Consider the following 16,447-nt stretch of genomic DNA (forward strand, 5'->3'; position numbering starts at 1 on the left):
GATGCGCAAAATTTACCGCAACACCATATGGCGCGTCGCGCACGCCGGGTAAGTGTCTCTGCCCAGGGAGTGGGGAGAGTCAGAATTGCGCGGTAACAATTTCAGGAGGTTATCCTGTGAATAAATCAATGTTGGCGGGTATTGGAATTGGCGTTGCGGCGGCACTGGGCGTCGCGGCGGTTGCAAGCATGAACGTGTTTGATCGCAGCCCCCAGTATGCGCAGGTGCTTTCCGCTACACCAATCAAAGAAACCACAAAAAATCCGCGTCAGGAGTGCCGCAACGTGACGCTGACCCATCGTCGGGCCGTCCAGGATGAACACCGTATTGCCGGGTCGGTACTGGGTGCCGTAGCTGGCGGCGTGCTGGGCCACCAGTTTGGCGGCGGTCGCGGTCGCGATGTGGCAACCGTTGCGGGTGCCGTAGCTGGCGGGTACGGTGGTAACCAGGTGCAGGGAGCGATGCAGGATCGTGATACCTACACCACTACCGAACAGCGCTGCAAAACCGTTTACGACAAGCAGGAAAAAATGATGGGTTATGACGTTACCTACAAAATTGGTAACGAGCAGGGCAAAATCCGCATGGATAATGACCCGGGCACCCGTATTCCGCTGGATAACAATGGCCAACTGGTGCTTAACGACAAAGCGTAAGCTTAGCCGTCTAACAGCCAGCTGAGATCGACAAAACGGTCACACAGTTGATCGAACGGTGAAGAATCGCCTGGCCAATGCAGTGATGGTATAAGAGTCTGGAAATGTTGATCATTTCCAGATTTTTTTTGCATATTGTTCAGGCTGTGTGAGCCTCTCAGGTAGACAGTTTTTCTTTGCTTCTGGATACGTCACTGACAGAAACAACCTTATGAAAACGATAATTTCACTCGATGAGTTGGGACCGCGCATCTGCATCATCGGCCCCTCCAATAGCGGCAAATCAACGCTTGCCCAGGCAATATCATGCAAGACGGGACTCCCGGCCGTTCATCTTGATCAGCTTCATCACTTACCGAATACGAACTGGGTGCCGCGGGATCACGACGAGTTCCTGCAATTGCATGCCAGCGCTATCAGTGAAGCACGCTGGGTCATTGAAGGTAACTACAGCAAATGTATGGCTGAACGGCTTGAGCGGGCAACCGGCCTGATTCTGCTTGATATACCGACAGCATTGGGTCTGGTGCGATACCTCCGCCGATGTTACTCAGCAAAGGCGAGGGTCGGGGCTCTGGAAGGCGGTCAGGATCGGGTGAACTGGGAAATGATTAAATACATCACCCTGGTTAGCCCCGCAAACCGTAAACGGCACAGAGTTCTTTACGAGGAGAGCAAGTTGCCTAAATTACTTTTGCTGACGCCGAAAGAGGTGAAGAGATGCTACAAATGCTGGGATTTATAAATCGATAAAGCTGCGGCTTCAGAGGTTCTCCCCAATGAATCTGCTGGCTGTTTTAAGCACTTAAATACCTCAGGTATTTAAGTGCTTATATCAAAAGCGTCAGCCAGTTTAGCGGCCCTTTTCCCGTCAGGCCGCGTTTGCCAGTACCTGCGCCATAAAGTCCCGCACCCACTTCATGCGCACCTTACGCTCCGCCAGATCCCGGATAAACTTGATTTTCGTCGGGCCATCCAGCCGCCAGTGCTGCGGATCTTTCTGTAGCAGACCGATCAGCCAGCCAGGGTTAGCCAGATTCTTCTCGGCAAACTCAATGAAGCCGCCTTTTTCGCTCGCTTCCACCCGACGGATGCCGATTTTCTTCGCCACCAGCCGCAGCGCGGCAATATCCAGCAAATTGCGGGCGGCGTCGGGCAGCAGGCCAAAGCGATCGATCAGTTCGACCTTCAGGTCTTCCAGCTCTCCCTCTTCCTGCGCGCTGGCAATCCGCTTGTAGAACGACAGGCGGGTATTCACATCGGGAATAAAGTCATCCGGCAGCAGGGAAGGCATCCGCAGCTCTATGTCCGTCTGGCTGTTGGTGAGATCTTCCAGCGAAGGCTCGCGGCCCTCCTTCAGCGCGTCAACGGCGTTTTCCAGCAGCTCCATATACAGCGAAAAGCCGATAGTCTCCATCTGGCCGCTCTGATCCTCACCCAGCAGCTCACCGGCGCCACGGATTTCGAGATCGTGAGTGGCCAGCGCAAAGCCGGCGCCCAGATCCTCCAGCGAGGCAATAGCCTCAAGGCGCTTGTGGGCGTCGCTGGTCATCGCTTTGGGGTGCGGCGTCAGCAGCCAGGCATAGGCCTGGTGGTGCGAACGTCCCACGCGGCCGCGCAGCTGATGCAGCTGGGCCAGACCGAAATGATCGGCCCGCTCGATGATAATGGTGTTAGCGGTGGGGATGTCGATACCGGTTTCAATGATCGTGGTGCAAACCAGCACGTTGAAGCGCTGATGGTGGAAATCGTTCATCACCCGCTCCAGCTGGCGTTCGCGCATCTGCCCGTGGCCGATGGCAACGCGAGCCTCCGGCACCAGCCCGGCGAGACGGTTGGCCGCCTTCTCGATATTCTCCACATCGTTATAGAGGTAGTATACCTGGCCGCCGCGCAGCACTTCACGCAGAATGGCCTCGCGCACCACCAGGTCATCAAACTCGCGTACGAAGGTCTTCACCGCCAGGCGGCGTGCCGGAGGGGTGGCGATAATCGACAGGTCGCGCATACCGCTCATCGCCATATTCAGCGTCCGCGGGATTGGCGTAGCGGTCAGCGTCAGGATATCAACGTCGGCGCGCATCGCCTTAATCCGCTCTTTGTGGCGCACGCCAAAGCGGTGCTCCTCATCAACAATCAGCAGGCCGAGATCGCGCCATTTGATCTCGTTAGCCAGCAGCTTGTGCGTGCCGATCAGAATATCAATTTTGCCTTCTTTCGCCTGCTCCAGGATCTGCGCCTGCTCTTTAGCGGTACGGAAGCGAGAGAGCATTTCAATCCGTACCGGCCAGTTGGCAAAGCGGTCACGGAAGTTGTCGTAATGCTGTTGGGCGAGGAGGGTAGTTGGAACCAGCACGGCCACCTGCTTGTGATTCTCCACCGCCAGGAAGGCGGCGCGCATCGCTACCTCGGTTTTGCCAAAGCCCACGTCGCCGCACACCAGGCGATCCATCGCCAGCGGCTGGCACATGTCGCTGAGCACGGCATTGATTGCCTGCGCCTGGTCCACCGTGGTTTCAAACGGGAAGCTTTCGCAGAACAGCTGATACTGCTCGCGGTTGTGTTTAAAGGCGAAGCCCGCCTTGGCCGCGCGCTGGGCATAGATGTCCAGCAGCTCGGCGGCGACGTCACGGACTTTTTCGGCGGCTTTCTGCCGCGCGCGCGACCACGCGTCGCTGCCCAGCTTGTGCAGCGGCGCATTTTCATCAGCGCCTCCCGCATAGCGGCTGATCAGGTGGAGCGACGAAACCGGAACGTAAAGCTTAGCGTCGCCCGCATAGGTCAGCATCAGGTACTCGGCGGTAATGCCGCCGGTTTCCAGCGTGGTCAGACCCATATAGCGCCCTACGCCGTGCTCCAGATGCACCACCGGCTGGCCCGGATGCAGCTCGGCCAGGTTGCGGATCAGTACGTCAGGGTTGATGGTGCGGCGGTTGTCCTGACGGCGGCGGCTGACGCGCTCGCCAAGCAGATCGCCCTCGCAAATCAGCGCCCGCTCGCGCAGCGCGTCGATAAAGCCTTTTTCGCTGGAGCCAATCATCAGGTAGTGCCCGGCGGACTCTGCCTGCGCGAGGGTATGTACGGCTTTGGGAATAATTTTGATCCGCGCCAGCAGCTCTTGCAGCGCCTCACGGCGGCCTTCACTCTCTACCGAAAAGACGACCGGGCCGGGAAACGTTTCAAGAAAGCGGCGCAGGGTGTCCAGCGGCGCTTTTGCCTGAGCCTGTACGGCCAGATCCGGCAGAACCTGATAATTCAGATTGGTATTGGCGGCTTTCTCCGGCAGCGCTTCGGTTTTCAGCTGCACGCGCGGCCATTTTTTCAGCTCGCTGAACAGCTCATCGGTACGCAGCCACAGTTTTTCCGGCGACAGCAGCGGGCGCATCGGATCAACGCGGCGGCTTTCAAAGCGAGAGGTCACGTCCAGCAGAAAGCGGTCGGCGCTGCTCTCCAGATCGCCAGAGTTCACTATCAGCGTATTTTCAGGCAAATAGCTGAACAGCGCGGGCAGTGGCCGATCGAAAAACAGCGGCTGCCAGTACTCGATCCCCGTCGGCAACGTGCCCTTGCTTACCTGCTGGTAAATATGTTCGGACTCGCGGCGAACATCGAAATGCTCCCGCCACTGGCTGCGGAACAGCTCAATCGCCGCTTTATCGGTAGGGAACTCATGCGCGGGCAGCAGGTTCACCGCCGGAACTTCCTCCAGCGTACGCTGGCTGTCGACGTCGAACAGGCGCAGGCTGTCGATCTCATCATCAAAAAAGTCGATACGGTAAGGCTGGTCGCTGCCCATCGGGTAGAGATCCAGCAGCGCGCCGCGGGTGGCGTATTCTCCGTGCTCCATCACCTGGTCAACGTGGCGATAGCCGGCCTGCTCAAGCTGGCTGCGCAGCGTATCCCGCGAGAGCCGCTGGCCTTTCTGCATAACCAGCGCGTGGCCGTGCAGGAAGCTGTGCGGGCATACGCGCTGCATCAGCGTATTCACCGGCAAAATCAGGATGCCGCGCTCAAGCGTGGGCAACTGATAAAGCGTAGAAAGGCGGGATGAAATGATCTCCTGATGCGGCGAAAAGCTGTCGAAAGGCAGCGTTTCCCAGTCGGCCAGGGTCATTACCGGCTCATCGGTAAACTGTTTGATTTCATCATGCAGGCGGAGGGCATTTTGCATGTCGGGGGCAATTAACATCACCGGGCCACGATGGCGTTCGATGATTTCCGCGCATTCCACTGCACAGGCAGCGCCGGTCAGTTGCCCTAACTGGCGCTGTTCACCTGCTTTCACGGGCAGGGCGTATCGGGTGTGTTCAGGCATAATCAGTCAGACGGTCTCTTCGCAAAATGGAGAGCAGGGAACGATTCGTTCCCCTTCAGCTAACCGGAGTATACCTTTATTTCGGTGATTGTTGAGTGTAGTGCATTCTGGGTCGGTCAATGTTTGCCCAAACCAGCTCGTTTTCGCCGTGATAGCTGTGGTTACCGTCATCCCATTTAACGTAATAGCCCGCCGGGCTGTCGCCCTGTTCGAACACATTGACGATCATTCCTTTAATGTCACCCGTTTTATGTCTCACAATGCTGCCTTTAGGATATTTAGACATCTTTACCACTCCTGCGCTGACTCTGCGGCGATATTGCTAGTACAGTATGAACTTCCTCAGAAAAAGGGTGATATCAGTTTATGTCGATTAGTGGGTAATAATTGCGCAATTAGCGTGGTTTTTTTAGGCGATATCGGCGCAATGGGGCGCGCTGTTGCCTTTGCTGACAAAACAAAGCAGCGGAGTCAGCAGCTTAGAGGTTCCATAACGCCGGGCTAACCTTTATTATCTTCGATCACTTTTTGCTAACGCTTTGCCAGAAGACGGATTACATGTATCAACCTGTCGCGTTATTTATCGGTCTGCGCTATATGCGTGGACGAGCTTCAGACCGCTTCGGTCGGTTTGTATCCTGGCTCTCCGCTATCGGCATTACGCTTGGCGTACTGGCGCTGGTCACCGTCCTGTCGGTGATGAACGGCTTTGAGCATGAGCTGGAAAAGAGCACCCTTAACCTGATGCCTCAGGCGCTGATCTCCAGTGACAAAGGCTCAATCAACCCGCAGCAGGTTCCGCCAGCCTCACTCGCCCTTGAGGGGGTCAAAAAGATCACGCCGCTGACCACCGGCGATGTGGTGCTGCAAAGCGCCCGCAGCGTTGGCGTTGGCGTGATGCTGGGGATTAATCCGGATGAACCGGACCCGCTGTCGCCTTATCTGGTTAACGTCAGGCAGAACGATCTGCAGGCGGGTCAGTACCATGTGATTATCGGCGAGCAGCTTGCCAGCCAGCTTGGCGTCAAGCGCGGTGAACAGCTGCGCCTGATGGTGCCTTCGGCCAGCCAGTTCACGCCGATGGGCCGTTTACCCAGCCAGCGCCTGTTTACGGTAATCGGCACCTTTGCCGCCAACAGCGAGGTGGATGGCTATCAGATTCTGGTCAATCAGCAGGATGCCTCCCGCCTGATGCGCTATCCGCTGGGCAACATCACCGGCTGGCGTCTGTGGCTGGATAAGCCGCTGCAGGTCGATACGCTCAGCCAGCAAAAGCTGCCGGCAGGGCTGGTGTGGAAAGACTGGCGCGAGCGCAAAGGCGAGCTGTTCCAGGCCGTGCGCATGGAGAAAAACATGATGGGGCTGCTGCTCAGCCTGATCGTGGCCGTGGCGGCGTTTAACATTATCACCTCGCTTGGCCTGCTGATCATGGAGAAGCAGGGTGAGGTCGCCATCCTGCAAACGCAGGGGCTAACCCGTAGGCAGATTGTGATGGTGTTTATGGTGCAGGGCGCGACGGCCGGCATCGTCGGCTCCGTGCTGGGCGCGCTGCTGGGCGTGCTGCTGGCAAGCCAGCTGAATAACCTGATGCCGCTGATTGGCGCGTTCCTTGACGGCGCGGCCCTGCCGGTAGAGATTTCCATTCCGCAAGTGATCACCATTGTGGTGACGGCGATGGTCGTGGCGCTGCTGTCCACGCTGTATCCTTCCTGGCGCGCCGCCGCCGTTCAACCCGCTGAGGCTTTACGTTATGAGTAACCCGATTCTGTTGCAGTGCGACAACCTGTGCAAGCGCTATCAGGAAGGCAGCGTCCAGACCGACGTGCTGCGTAATGTCTCGTTCAGCGTGGCGCCGGGCGAGATGATGGCGATTGTCGGCAGCTCCGGCTCCGGTAAAAGTACCCTGATGCACCTGCTGGGCGGGCTGGACACGCCGACTTCCGGCGACGTGGTGTTTAACGGTAGCTCCCTCAACGGCATGAGCTCCGCAGCCAAAGCCGAGCTGCGCAACCGCGAGCTGGGCTTTATCTATCAGTTCCACCACCTGCTGCCGGACTTTAGCGCGCTGGAGAACGTGGCGATGCCGCTGCTGATCGGCAGGGCGGGCAAGGCGGAGGCCCAGGCGAAAGCGCTGGAGATGCTAACGGCCGTAGGCCTGGATAAGCGCGCGGCGCACCGGCCGTCCGAACTTTCTGGCGGCGAGCGTCAGCGCGTGGCAATCGCCCGCGCGCTGGTCAACAATCCGCGGCTGGTGCTGGCGGATGAGCCTACCGGCAACCTGGATGCCCGCAATGCGGACGCCATTTTCGATCTGCTCGGCGAGCTGAACGTGCGTCAGGGCACCGCTTTCCTGGTGGTGACCCACGATCTGCACCTGGCTAAGCGCCTGAACCGCCAGATGGAGATGCGGGACGGCCAGCTCAGCGGGGATGTGACCCTGGCAGGAATAGCGTAATGGCGGGCAATCTCTCACTTCTGCTCGGCCTGCGCTTCAGCCGGGGCCGCCGTCGCAGCGGCATGGTGTCGCTCATTTCAGTGATCTCCACCGTGGGCATTGCGCTGGGCGTGGCGGTGCTGATCGTCGGCCTCAGCGCGATGAACGGCTTCGAACGCGAGCTGAACAACCGCATTCTGGCCGTGGTTCCGCATGGTGAAATCGAACCGGTCAATCAGCCGTTTACCGGCTGGCAGGCGTTGCTGCCGAAGGTCGAGCAGGTGAAAGGCATTGCCGCCGCCGCGCCCTACATCAACTTTACCGGCCTTATCGAAAGCGGCACTAAGCTACAGGCGATTCAGCTGAAGGGCGTGGACCCGCAGCAGGAAAGCAAGCTTAGCGCGCTGCCCCGCTGGGTGCAGAATAATGCCTGGCAAAGCTTTGCCGCGGGTAAGCAGCAAATCATTCTGGGACAGGGCGTGGCGAACAGTCTGAACCTGAAGCAGGGCGACTGGCTGACCGTCATGATCCCCAACAGCGACCCGCAGCATAAGTTGCTGCAACCCAAACGCATACGCCTCCAGGTTAGCGGCATTCTGGCGCTCAGCGGCCAGTTGGATCACAGCCTGGCGCTGGTCCCGCTGACCGATGCGCAGCAGTATCTGGACATGGGTGACAACGTCACGGGCATTGCGCTGAAGATGAACGACCCGTTTGCGGCTCAAAAGCTGGTGCGGGACGCTGGCGAAGTCACCCACTCATATGTCTATATTCGCAGCTGGATCGGCACTTATGGCTACATGTACCGCGATATTCAGATGATCCGCGCCATTATGTATCTGGCAATGGTGCTGGTGATTGGCGTAGCCTGCTTCAATATTGTCTCCACGCTGGTGATGGCGGTAAAGGACAAGAGCGGCGATATTGCGGTATTACGCACGCTGGGCGCGAAGGATGGGCTGATCCGCGCTATCTTTGTCTGGTACGGGCTGATGGCCGGGCTGGTGGGCAGCGTCAGCGGCGTGGTAGTGGGCGTGCTTGCCGCGTTTAACCTTACGCCGATCGTTCGCGGAATTGAAACCTTAACCGGCTACCATTTTCTGTCGGGCGATATCTACTTTATCGACTTCCTGCCTACGGAAGTTCACTGGATGGATGTGGCGATCGTGCTGGTCACGTCGCTGGTGCTGAGCCTGATCGCCAGCTGGTATCCGGCGAGACGAGCCAGTCGCATCGACCCGGCTCGCGTACTGAGCGGACAATAGCGCAATGTATTACGGCTTTGACGTCGGCGGCAGCAAAATTGCTCTGGGAGTCTACAACCTCCAGCGTCAGCAGGTGTGGACGCAGCGGGTAGCGACGCCAAAAAATGATTATCAGGCGCTGCTGGATGTGCTGACGTCGTTAACGCAACAGGCCGATGCGTTTTGCGGTGAGCAGGGCAGCGTTGGCCTTGGCATACCCGGCATCCCGATACCGGATGATGGCACGCTGTTTAGCGCCAACCTGCCAGCGGCGACGGGCAGGATGCTACAGGCCGATCTTAGCCGGCGTCTTGGCCGTGAAGTGAGAATTGACAATGACGCCAACTGCTTTGCGCTGTCAGAAGCCTGGGACGATGAATTTCAGGCTTACCCGGTGGTGATGGGATTAATCCTTGGCACCGGAGTTGGCGGCGGGCTGATCGTCGACGGCAGGCCCGTGACAGGCCGCAATTATGTTGTCGGCGAGTTTGGTCATGTTCGCCTGCCTCTCGACGCTTTGGCGGTGCTGGGGCACGGCATTGAGCAGCCGCAGTGCGGCTGCGGCAAGAAAGGGTGCGTGGATTCCTGGCTGTCGGGGTCGGGATTCTCCCGCCTCTGGCAACTGCATAATCAGCAGGCTCTCAGTGCGCCTGAGATTATCTCCCGCTATTATCAGGGAGACCAGCAGGCGATCGCCCACACCGAGCGTTACCGGGATCTGCTGGCGGTTTGCCTGGGCAACCTACTGACGCTGGTGGATCCGCATCTGGTGGTGCTGGGCGGTGGATTGTCTAATTTCGACGCGCTGCATGACGGCCTGGCGGAGCGGGTAAGACCGCATCTGCTGCCGGTCGCCAAACCGCCGAGGTTTGAAAAAGCGCGTCACGGAGACGCAGGGGGAATGCGCGGTGCCGCATTCCTGCACGTTAAGGAATAGAGGATTATGATGCGTACACCCCGCCGCCGACTGCGGCTGGCACGTTACAAAAAGACCCGACGTCAGGTGCATCAGCGTTTTCGCCAGCGCATTTTTGAGCGAGACCGCAACCTTGAGATCGCCCGTCACCCGCTGCCTCGGGTGGTGGTGCTGACCGGCGCTGGCATTTCGGCCGAGTCCGGTATCCGTACTTTCCGCGCGGCCGACGGCCTGTGGGAAGATCACAAAGTGGAGGATGTCGCCACGCCGGAGGGGTTTGCGCGGGACCCTGAGCAGGTGCAGGCATTTTATAACGCCCGTCGCCGCCAGCTGCAGGAACCGGTCATTAAGCCCAATGCCGCTCACGAGGCGCTGGCCGAGCTGGAAGCCGCGCTGGGCGATCATTTCCTGCTGGTGACGCAGAATATCGATAATCTCCATGAGCGGGCGGGCAACAGCCATGTGATCCACATGCATGGCGAACTGCTGAAGGTGCGCTGCGCCACCAGCGGTCAGATCCTGCACTGGGTCGATGACGTTAAGCCTGACGATCGCTGCCACTGCTGCCAGTTCCCTTCGCTGCTGCGCCCGCACGTCGTCTGGTTTGGCGAAATGCCGCTACAGATGGACGAGATTTATGCCGCGCTTAGCGAGGCCGACTATTTTGTGGCGATTGGCACCTCAGGGCACGTCTATCCCGCCGCTGGCTTTGTGCATGAGGCGAAGTTGCAGGGGGCGCGCACCGTTGAGCTGAATCTGGAACCCAGCCAGGTTGGCAGCGAATTCGAAGAGAAAGAGTACGGATTAGCGAGTGAGGTGGTGCCGAAGTTTGTGCAAAACCTGCTGGCAAAAATAAGCCGTTAATTCGACCGCCGCTAACGCCTGTCATTTTACGGTAGCCCCTGGCAGCACAGGGGCCAGCCGTTCACCCGCGCTTTTTCTGCGGCAGGGAAAGGAGCAGATGAGCCATTACGCCGCCCACCAGTCCCCAGAACGCCGCGCCCACGCCAAGCAAAGTCAAACCGCAAGCGGTAATCAGAAAGGTAATGACCGCCGCCTCACGCTGTTTCTCGTCTGCCAGCGCACGCTGAAGGCTGCCAGCAATGGTCCCCAGCAGAGCAAGACCGGCCACGGTATGGATCAGCGCCGGAGGCAGCGCGCTGAACAGCTGGCCGATAGCGCCGCCGAATAAACCCGCCAGCAGATAGAAAAAGCCTGCGCAGGCCGCGCCCCAGTACCGCCGCTGCGGATCGGCATTCACCTCCGGTCCCATACAGATGGCGGCGGTGATGGCCGCGATACAGACGGAGAAGCCACCAAACGGAGCGAGAAGCAGCGAAGTCAGCCCGGTCCAGCCAATCAGCGGGGAAACCGGCGTGGTATAGCCTGCCGCCTTCAGCGTAGCGATACCTGGCGCATTTTGTGACGCCATCGTTACCACAAAAAATGGGATGCCGATCCCCAGCAGCGTTGAAAGCGTGAAATGCGGCGCGATAAACTGCGGCAGAGCAAAGGTCAGTGGCTGCGGTGAGAAGTGGATCTCGCCGCTAAGCCCGGCGATTAGCAGGCCGACAATCAGCGTCAGCACGATGGCGTAGCGAGGCAAAAAACGCTTCGCCAGCAGATACGCCAGGCACATGCCGCCGGCCAGCGGAAAGTCGAGCTTCAGCGCGCCAAACGCCTCCAGGCCAAAGCGCAGCAGAATCCCGGCAAGCATGGCGGCTGAGATGGCCTGAGGAATGTAGTTCATCAGCCGGGCAAACAGGCCGGTTACCCCGCAGAGGAAAATCAGCCCTGAAGCAAAGATAAACACGCCGATCGCCTCGGCAATCGGCGTGCCCGGCAGGCTGGTCACCAGCAGCGCCGCGCCGGGCGTTGACCAGGCGGTCAGGATCGGCGCACGGTAGTACAGCGACAGGCACAGCGAGGTCAGGCCCATCGCCAGCCCCAGCATACTCAGCCAGCCGCCAATTTGCAGCTCAGAAGCGCCAGCCGCTCCCGCCGCCTGAAAAATGATCGCCGCTGAGCTGGTGTAGCCCACCAGTACCGCGACAAACCCGGCCACCACGGCGGGGAAGGTCAGATGACGAAAAGAGAAGGGCGGGCGCATAGCAGTGTCCGTTTGTACGTTATAACGCACAAGCTAACACTGTGCGTTATAACGTACAAGCGCTATACTGGCTTGATTAACGATGGGAGGAAGGATGGGGCCGGATCTGGGAGAAACGCTGAAAGCGCTGCGCACCTTGCGGGAATGGAGCCTGACGCAGGCGGCAGAACGGACGGGCGTCAGCAAAGCCATGCTCGGGCAGATCGAACGCGGCGAGTCCAGCCCGACGGTGGCTACGCTATGGAAAATCGCCACCGGCTTCAACGTTCCGTTCTCCCGCTTTTTTTCCGCCCCGGCGCCGCAGGCCGCCACGGTCGTGCAGCGCAGCGGCGCTGTCGCCAGCTGGCAACAGCAGAGCGGCAGTATGCAGGTCACGCCGCTGTTTCCTTTTGACCCGCAGCTCGGGTTTGACATGCTCGCCATTGTGCTGGCCGCCGGTGCCTCCAGCCACTCCTCCGCCCACGATCGCGGCGTAATTGAGCATGTGCTGGTTATTTCCGGCACGCTGAGGCTGGCGGTTAATGAAGAGTGGCATACGCTTGAAGCCGGAGAAGGGTTACGCTTCCAGGCGGACTGCCCGCACTGCTATCGCAACGAGACCGGGCAGCCGGTTCACTTCCAGAGCCTGATCCACTATCCAGGCGGCGCAAAAGAGTAGTTATCGGCATCGAAAGCACACAAATTCGTCACTGAAGTGACCTGACGCAATACTCTTGCAGGTGGGGTTCTACATACTACGCATTCGCATTCAGAGGGAAGGCAGATGAATAAATTACTCGATCGCTTCTTAAACTATGTTTCTTACGACACGCAGTCGAAAAGTCTGGCGCGCCATGTACCCAGTACCGAAGGGCAATGGCGGCTGGCTCGGGTGCTACAGGAAGAGCTGACAAGCCTGGGGCTGAGTGATATTACCCTTAGCGAGCATGGGATTCTGATGGCTACGCTGCCCGCCAACGTCAACTGGCCGGTGCCGACCATCGGCTTTATCTCCCATATGGATACCTCGCCGGACTTCACGGCAAAACACGTTAATCCGCAGATTGTGGAGAACTACCGGGGCGGCGATATCGCGCTGGGCATGGGCGACGAGATTTTATCGCCGGTGATGTTCCCGGTGCTGCACAGCCTGATTGGGCATACGCTGATCACCACCGACGGCAAATCGCTGCTGGGGGCGGATGATAAAGCGGGCATCGCTGAAATTGTCACTGCGATGGTCCGACTGAAGCATGAAAATATCCCGCATGGCGATATCCGCATCGCCTTTACGCCGGATGAAGAGATTGGCAAAGGCACCAGCTGCTTCGACGTGGCCGCGTTTGGCGCCGAGTGGGGCTACACCGTTGACGGCGGCGGGATGGGGGAATTCGAGTATGAAAACTTCAACGCCGCTTCCGCCACGGTGAAAATTACCGGCAATAACGTCCATCCCGGCACGGCAAAGGGAGTGATGGTTAATGCACTGGATCTGGCTATGCGCTTCCACCAGGCGATGCCGGAAAAAGAGGTGCCGGAATGCACCTCGGGTTATGAAGGGTTTTACCACCTGCACAGTATCAAAGGTAACGTGGACAAGGCGGAGTTGCATTACATCATTCGCGACTTCGATTTTGCCGCCTTCACCGCCCGTAAGCAGAGGATGAAAGAGATTGCCGTCCAGCAGGCGAAGAGTTTACAGGCAGGCTGTGGCATTGAGGTGCAGATCGACGACAGCTATTTCAACATGCGCGAGAAGGTGGAAGCGCACCCGCATATCGTTGAGCTGGCGCTTCAGGCGATGCGTGACTGCGATATTGAACCGGAAGTGAAGCCGATTCGCGGCGGTACGGACGGTGCGGCGCTCTCCTTCAAGGGGTTGCCGTGCCCGAACCTGTTTACCGGTGGCTACAACTATCACGGCAAGCACGAGTTCGCCTCGCTGGATAATATGGAAAAAGCGGTGACGGTCATAATGCGCATTGCGTCGCTAACCGCCGGGCAGGCAAAAAAATAGCGGCCTGCTGCTATCGTTCCGGGCTGACTGCCGACGATCGGGGTTCTGAAGCGGGCGGATTGCAGCCCGCCCGCAGCGAAAAATTACTCTTCGTCGCCGAAGTACCAGTAGCCGCAGTTCACCAGCGCGGCCAGCTGAGCCAGGAACGACGGGTCGTCCAGCGCTTCCTTCAGCTCCTCCGCGCCCAGCGTGTGCTGATTCGCCAGCGCGGTCAGTGCGGCGCGGTGCGGCGACTCCAGCTGCTCACCGTTGACAAATACCGCAGGACCCATTGTCAGGACTCGCAGGCCGCCCAATCGCGTCAGCCTGTCGCCCTGCTGTAGCGCGTCGTAAATTTCATCAGGCTGATACGGCGGCTCCGGCGGCGCCACGTCCAGCTCGTGGCGGGATTGTGAAATAAACTCTCCAAACCACTGGCTGAAGTGCTCCGGCTGATTGATCACGTCAAGCATCATCGCACGCACCCCCTCCAGCTCTTCCGGCAGGATCTCCGCTTTGTTGTCGCGCGTGGGGATAGCCGGATCGCTGAAGCGGTGGCTACCCAGTTCGCGGGCAATAACGTAGTCAGCAAAGCCGCTGATCAGCTCGCGGCCGCTTGGCGCCCGGAAGCCCACGGAATAGTTAATCGCATTCTCCAGCGAATACCCTTCGTGCGGGAATCCCGGCGGGATGTACAGGATGTCGCCAGGCTCCATCTCTTCATCAATGATCGCCGCAAACGGCTCAACCTGGAGCAGATCCGGATGCGGGCAGTGCTGTTTCATCGGCACTTTCTCGCCCACGCGCCAGCGGCGGCGGCCGGTACCCTGAATAATAAACACGTCGTACTGGTCGAAATGCGGACCAACGCCGCCGCCGGGCACTGAGAAAGAGATCATCAGATCGTCGATGCGCCAGTCGGGCAGGAAGTTAAAAGGGCGCATCAGCGCGGCGGAAGGCTCATGCCAGTGGTCGACAGCCTGAACCAGCAGCGACCAGTTGTTCTCACCAAGATGATCGTAGCTCTCAAACGGGCCATGGCTGACCTGCCATTTTCCGTCCTGGTGGCTGACCAGGCGGCTGTCGACTTCGTTTTCCATCGCCAGCCCGGCCAGTTCGTCAGGGGAGATCGGATCGACAAAGTTCTTAAAACCGCGCTTAAGCACTACCGGACGTTTCTGCCAGTAGCGTTGAATAAAGTCGGGCCAGTTGAGATCGAGCTGATAGTCCATGATGAGAGTTCCTGAAACGCTGAATTTCACCGATTATAACAGCGCCCGGACGGGTCGGGGTAACCCATTTGTCTGGCACTGCACAGGGACGCGGCGCTCATCACTATTCGTCGCCGTTCAGCACTTCCTGACGCTTGAAAATAACCTCCATCCGCGCGCCGCCCAGCTCGCTGGTGGAGGCGATAATCTCTCCGGCGTACTGCTCCAGAATGTCTCTGGCGACCGCAAGGCCCAGCCCCTGTCCGGGGCGAAGAGTATCGGCCCGCTGCCCGCGAATAAAGATCAGGCTTCGCTTGCTTTCCGGAATGCCCGGCCCGTCATCTTCAACGATCAGGTGCAGCTCGTCATCCGTCTGGCGGGCGCTGATTTCGACAAATTCCAGGCAGTATTTGCAGGCGTTGTCCAGCACGTTGCCCATCACTTCCATCAGGTCGTTATGTTCACCGACAAAAGTCAGCTCCGGGGAGATATCCAGCGTCAGCACCACGCCTTTGCGCTGATAAACCTTATTAAGCGCGGAGCACAGGCTGTCCAGCAGGGCGGGGACCGAATGCAGCTCGCGCTTCAGTACGTTATGATCCGCCTGCATACTGGCGCGGTGCAGGTAATAGCCTATCTGCTGTGAGATACGGCTGATCTGCTCCAGCATGATCGGTTCGGCCTGCTCAATGGAGATATTTTGCCCGCCGCGTAGCGAACGGAGCGTGGTTTGCAGCACCGCCAGCGGCGTTTTCAGGCTGTGGGTTAAATCGCTCAGCGTGGTGCGGTAGCGCGTATAACGCTGCCGCTCGTTATCCAGCAGCAGGTTGAGATTGCGCACCAGGCTTTTCAGCTCCTGCGGCGGATGGGGATTGAGCGTTTCACGCACTCCGCTTTCCAACTCGCGGACCTGGGCCGCCAGCGCGCCAATCGGGCGCAGACTCCAGTGCGCGGCCAGCCACAGCAACGGAATGACCAGCAGCAGGTTTACCAGCAGCACGTAGCTGAACCAGGACCACACCACGTCCGAATGCTGTAGCTCCTGCGGAATCGTATCGATGACGACGATCGTCAGTGCGGGCAGATTGGGGGTCGCATCATAGCGGTTGACCGCCACCGAGTGGGTGAAGGTATCGTTATTGTCATCATCGTAGGCGGTCAGCTTATTTTGCGCCTCAGGGTTATTCCCCAGCGCCTGACGGCTGGTGCTGTTGTCCGTATCGATTTCATAGAAATCAGCGCGCCTGAGCCACTCGCGTTTGATCTTGTCGCGGATTTCCGGCACGTCGCGCAGCTGCCAGAGCAGCTTGCCCTTCTCGTTATAGATATAAACCAGCGTGGGGAAGTTTAGCGAGACGCGCTCTGGCTGAGCGATGGTTAATTTGCCATCCTGCCATTGTGCAAGGGTGAAGAAGAGATTGCTTTCGCCGCGCATCACCCGGTAGGAGTTTTTATCAAAGCTCATCACGTAGCCTACTACCGCCACCATGCCGTAGGAGAGTGACAGAATCAGCACTACGGCGGCGGTAGCCAGCAGAAAGCGGGCGCGAAGCGAGAAAGGCGTTTTGGGGCGAAAATTCTGCATC

Annotated in this window: 14 protein-coding genes; 9 read left to right on the plus strand and 5 right to left on the minus strand. The window is 58.8% G+C overall.

What is annotated here, in order from left to right; translation table 11 throughout:
* Positions 1-116: 116 nt before the first annotated feature.
* Together NG99_RS00830 and NG99_RS00835 are read left to right on the plus strand one after the other, a co-directional pair.
* The gene (locus NG99_RS00830) at positions 117-656 is read left to right on the plus strand and encodes a glycine zipper 2TM domain-containing protein (protein ID WP_034887405.1); all 540 of its coding nucleotides are present in this window, start codon (positions 117-119) and stop codon (positions 654-656) included.
* Positions 657-867: 211 nt separating this feature from the next.
* Complete coding sequence (locus tag NG99_RS00835) at positions 868-1,401, plus strand: P-loop NTPase family protein (RefSeq protein ID WP_034887407.1); 534 nt, start codon at positions 868-870, stop codon at positions 1,399-1,401.
* A 126-nt stretch (positions 1,402-1,527) separates the two neighbouring features.
* Here the strand turns inward: NG99_RS00835 and mfd are convergent, their stop codons facing one another.
* Both mfd and NG99_RS00845 read right to left on the minus strand, forming a co-directional pair.
* A complete protein-coding gene (gene mfd / locus NG99_RS00840; RefSeq protein ID WP_034887409.1) occupies positions 1,528-4,971 on the minus strand; it encodes a transcription-repair coupling factor in 3,444 nt (1,147 codons plus the stop codon).
* A 76-nt stretch (positions 4,972-5,047) separates the two neighbouring features.
* Positions 5,048-5,257: a hypothetical protein gene (locus NG99_RS00845; RefSeq protein WP_034887411.1), complete on the minus strand. Its 210-nt coding sequence runs from the start codon at positions 5,255-5,257 to the stop codon at positions 5,048-5,050.
* Positions 5,258-5,529: 272 nt separating this feature from the next.
* Here NG99_RS00845 and lolC point away from each other — a divergent pair, with 272 nt between their 5' ends.
* Genes lolC through cobB form a run of 5 tightly spaced genes read left to right on the plus strand, consistent with a single transcriptional unit; the run spans position 5,530 to position 10,429 of the window.
* A complete protein-coding gene (gene lolC / locus NG99_RS00850) occupies positions 5,530-6,729 on the plus strand; it encodes a lipoprotein-releasing ABC transporter permease subunit LolC (RefSeq protein ID WP_034887412.1) in 1,200 nt (399 codons plus the stop codon).
* A complete protein-coding gene (gene lolD / locus NG99_RS00855; protein ID WP_034887414.1) occupies positions 6,722-7,426 on the plus strand; it encodes a lipoprotein-releasing ABC transporter ATP-binding protein LolD in 705 nt (234 codons plus the stop codon). The genes lolC and lolD overlap by 8 nt, the downstream gene beginning before the upstream one ends.
* Entirely contained in the window at positions 7,426-8,670 is a 1,245-nt protein-coding gene (gene lolE, locus NG99_RS00860) for a lipoprotein-releasing ABC transporter permease subunit LolE (RefSeq protein ID WP_034887415.1), read from the plus strand. The genes lolD and lolE overlap by 1 nt, the downstream gene beginning before the upstream one ends.
* Before the next feature lie 4 nt (positions 8,671-8,674).
* The gene (nagK, locus tag NG99_RS00865; protein WP_034887417.1) at positions 8,675-9,586 is read left to right on the plus strand and encodes an N-acetylglucosamine kinase; all 912 of its coding nucleotides are present in this window, start codon (positions 8,675-8,677) and stop codon (positions 9,584-9,586) included.
* A 9-nt stretch (positions 9,587-9,595) separates the two neighbouring features.
* Complete coding sequence (gene cobB, locus NG99_RS00870; RefSeq protein WP_034887466.1) at positions 9,596-10,429, plus strand: Sir2 family NAD+-dependent deacetylase; 834 nt, start codon at positions 9,596-9,598, stop codon at positions 10,427-10,429.
* A 61-nt stretch (positions 10,430-10,490) separates the two neighbouring features.
* Here the strand turns inward: cobB and NG99_RS00875 are convergent, their stop codons facing one another.
* A complete protein-coding gene (locus tag NG99_RS00875; RefSeq protein ID WP_034887419.1) occupies positions 10,491-11,675 on the minus strand; it encodes a benzoate/H(+) symporter BenE family transporter in 1,185 nt (394 codons plus the stop codon).
* Between the two features lie 94 nt (positions 11,676-11,769).
* Between NG99_RS00875 and NG99_RS00880 the strand changes: the two genes are divergently transcribed.
* Together NG99_RS00880 and pepT are read left to right on the plus strand one after the other, a co-directional pair.
* Entirely contained in the window at positions 11,770-12,333 is a 564-nt protein-coding gene (locus NG99_RS00880; protein WP_034887421.1) for a helix-turn-helix domain-containing protein, read from the plus strand.
* A 105-nt stretch (positions 12,334-12,438) separates the two neighbouring features.
* On the plus strand, positions 12,439-13,671 hold the full coding sequence (gene pepT, locus NG99_RS00885) for a peptidase T (RefSeq protein ID WP_034887424.1): 1,233 nt from the start codon (positions 12,439-12,441) through the stop codon (positions 13,669-13,671).
* An 83-nt stretch (positions 13,672-13,754) separates the two neighbouring features.
* Here the strand turns inward: pepT and NG99_RS00890 are convergent, their stop codons facing one another.
* Positions 13,755-14,882 (minus strand): ribosomal protein uL16 3-hydroxylase, encoded by a 1,128-nt coding sequence (locus tag NG99_RS00890; protein WP_034887426.1) that lies wholly within the window; start codon positions 14,880-14,882, stop codon positions 13,755-13,757.
* A gap of 103 nt (positions 14,883-14,985) precedes the next feature.
* Positions 14,986-16,446: a two-component system sensor histidine kinase PhoQ gene (gene phoQ / locus NG99_RS00895; protein ID WP_034887428.1), complete on the minus strand. Its 1,461-nt coding sequence runs from the start codon at positions 16,444-16,446 to the stop codon at positions 14,986-14,988.
* Position 16,447 lies beyond the last annotated feature (1 nt).

The organism is Erwinia typographi, assembly GCF_000773975.1.
GTDB classification, from domain to species: Bacteria; Pseudomonadota; Gammaproteobacteria; order Enterobacterales; family Enterobacteriaceae; genus Erwinia; species Erwinia typographi.

Excerpts from the sequence above, each read along its gene's own strand:
- NG99_RS00875 (WP_034887419.1), bottom strand. The coding sequence starts at position 11,675 with ATGCGCCCGCCCTTCTCTTTTCGTCATCTGACCTTCCCCGCCGTGGTG.
- NG99_RS00845 (WP_034887411.1), bottom strand. The coding sequence starts at position 5,257 with ATGTCTAAATATCCTAAAGGCAGCATTGTGAGACATAAAACGGGTGAC.
- NG99_RS00890 (WP_034887426.1), bottom strand. The coding sequence starts at position 14,882 with ATGGACTATCAGCTCGATCTCAACTGGCCCGACTTTATTCAACGCTAC.
- lolD (WP_034887414.1), top strand. The coding sequence starts at position 6,722 with ATGAGTAACCCGATTCTGTTGCAGTGCGACAACCTGTGCAAGCGCTAT.
- NG99_RS00880 (WP_034887421.1), top strand. The coding sequence starts at position 11,770 with ATGGGGCCGGATCTGGGAGAAACGCTGAAAGCGCTGCGCACCTTGCGG.
- cobB (WP_034887466.1), top strand. The coding sequence starts at position 9,596 with ATGCGTACACCCCGCCGCCGACTGCGGCTGGCACGTTACAAAAAGACC.
- phoQ (WP_034887428.1), bottom strand. The coding sequence starts at position 16,446 with ATGCAGAATTTTCGCCCCAAAACGCCTTTCTCGCTTCGCGCCCGCTTT.
- lolE (WP_034887415.1), top strand. The coding sequence starts at position 7,426 with ATGGCGGGCAATCTCTCACTTCTGCTCGGCCTGCGCTTCAGCCGGGGC.
- NG99_RS00835 (WP_034887407.1), top strand. The coding sequence starts at position 868 with ATGAAAACGATAATTTCACTCGATGAGTTGGGACCGCGCATCTGCATC.
- mfd (WP_034887409.1), bottom strand. The coding sequence starts at position 4,971 with ATGCCTGAACACACCCGATACGCCCTGCCCGTGAAAGCAGGTGAACAG.
- pepT (WP_034887424.1), top strand. The coding sequence starts at position 12,439 with ATGAATAAATTACTCGATCGCTTCTTAAACTATGTTTCTTACGACACG.
- nagK (WP_034887417.1), top strand. The coding sequence starts at position 8,675 with ATGTATTACGGCTTTGACGTCGGCGGCAGCAAAATTGCTCTGGGAGTC.
- lolC (WP_034887412.1), top strand. The coding sequence starts at position 5,530 with ATGTATCAACCTGTCGCGTTATTTATCGGTCTGCGCTATATGCGTGGA.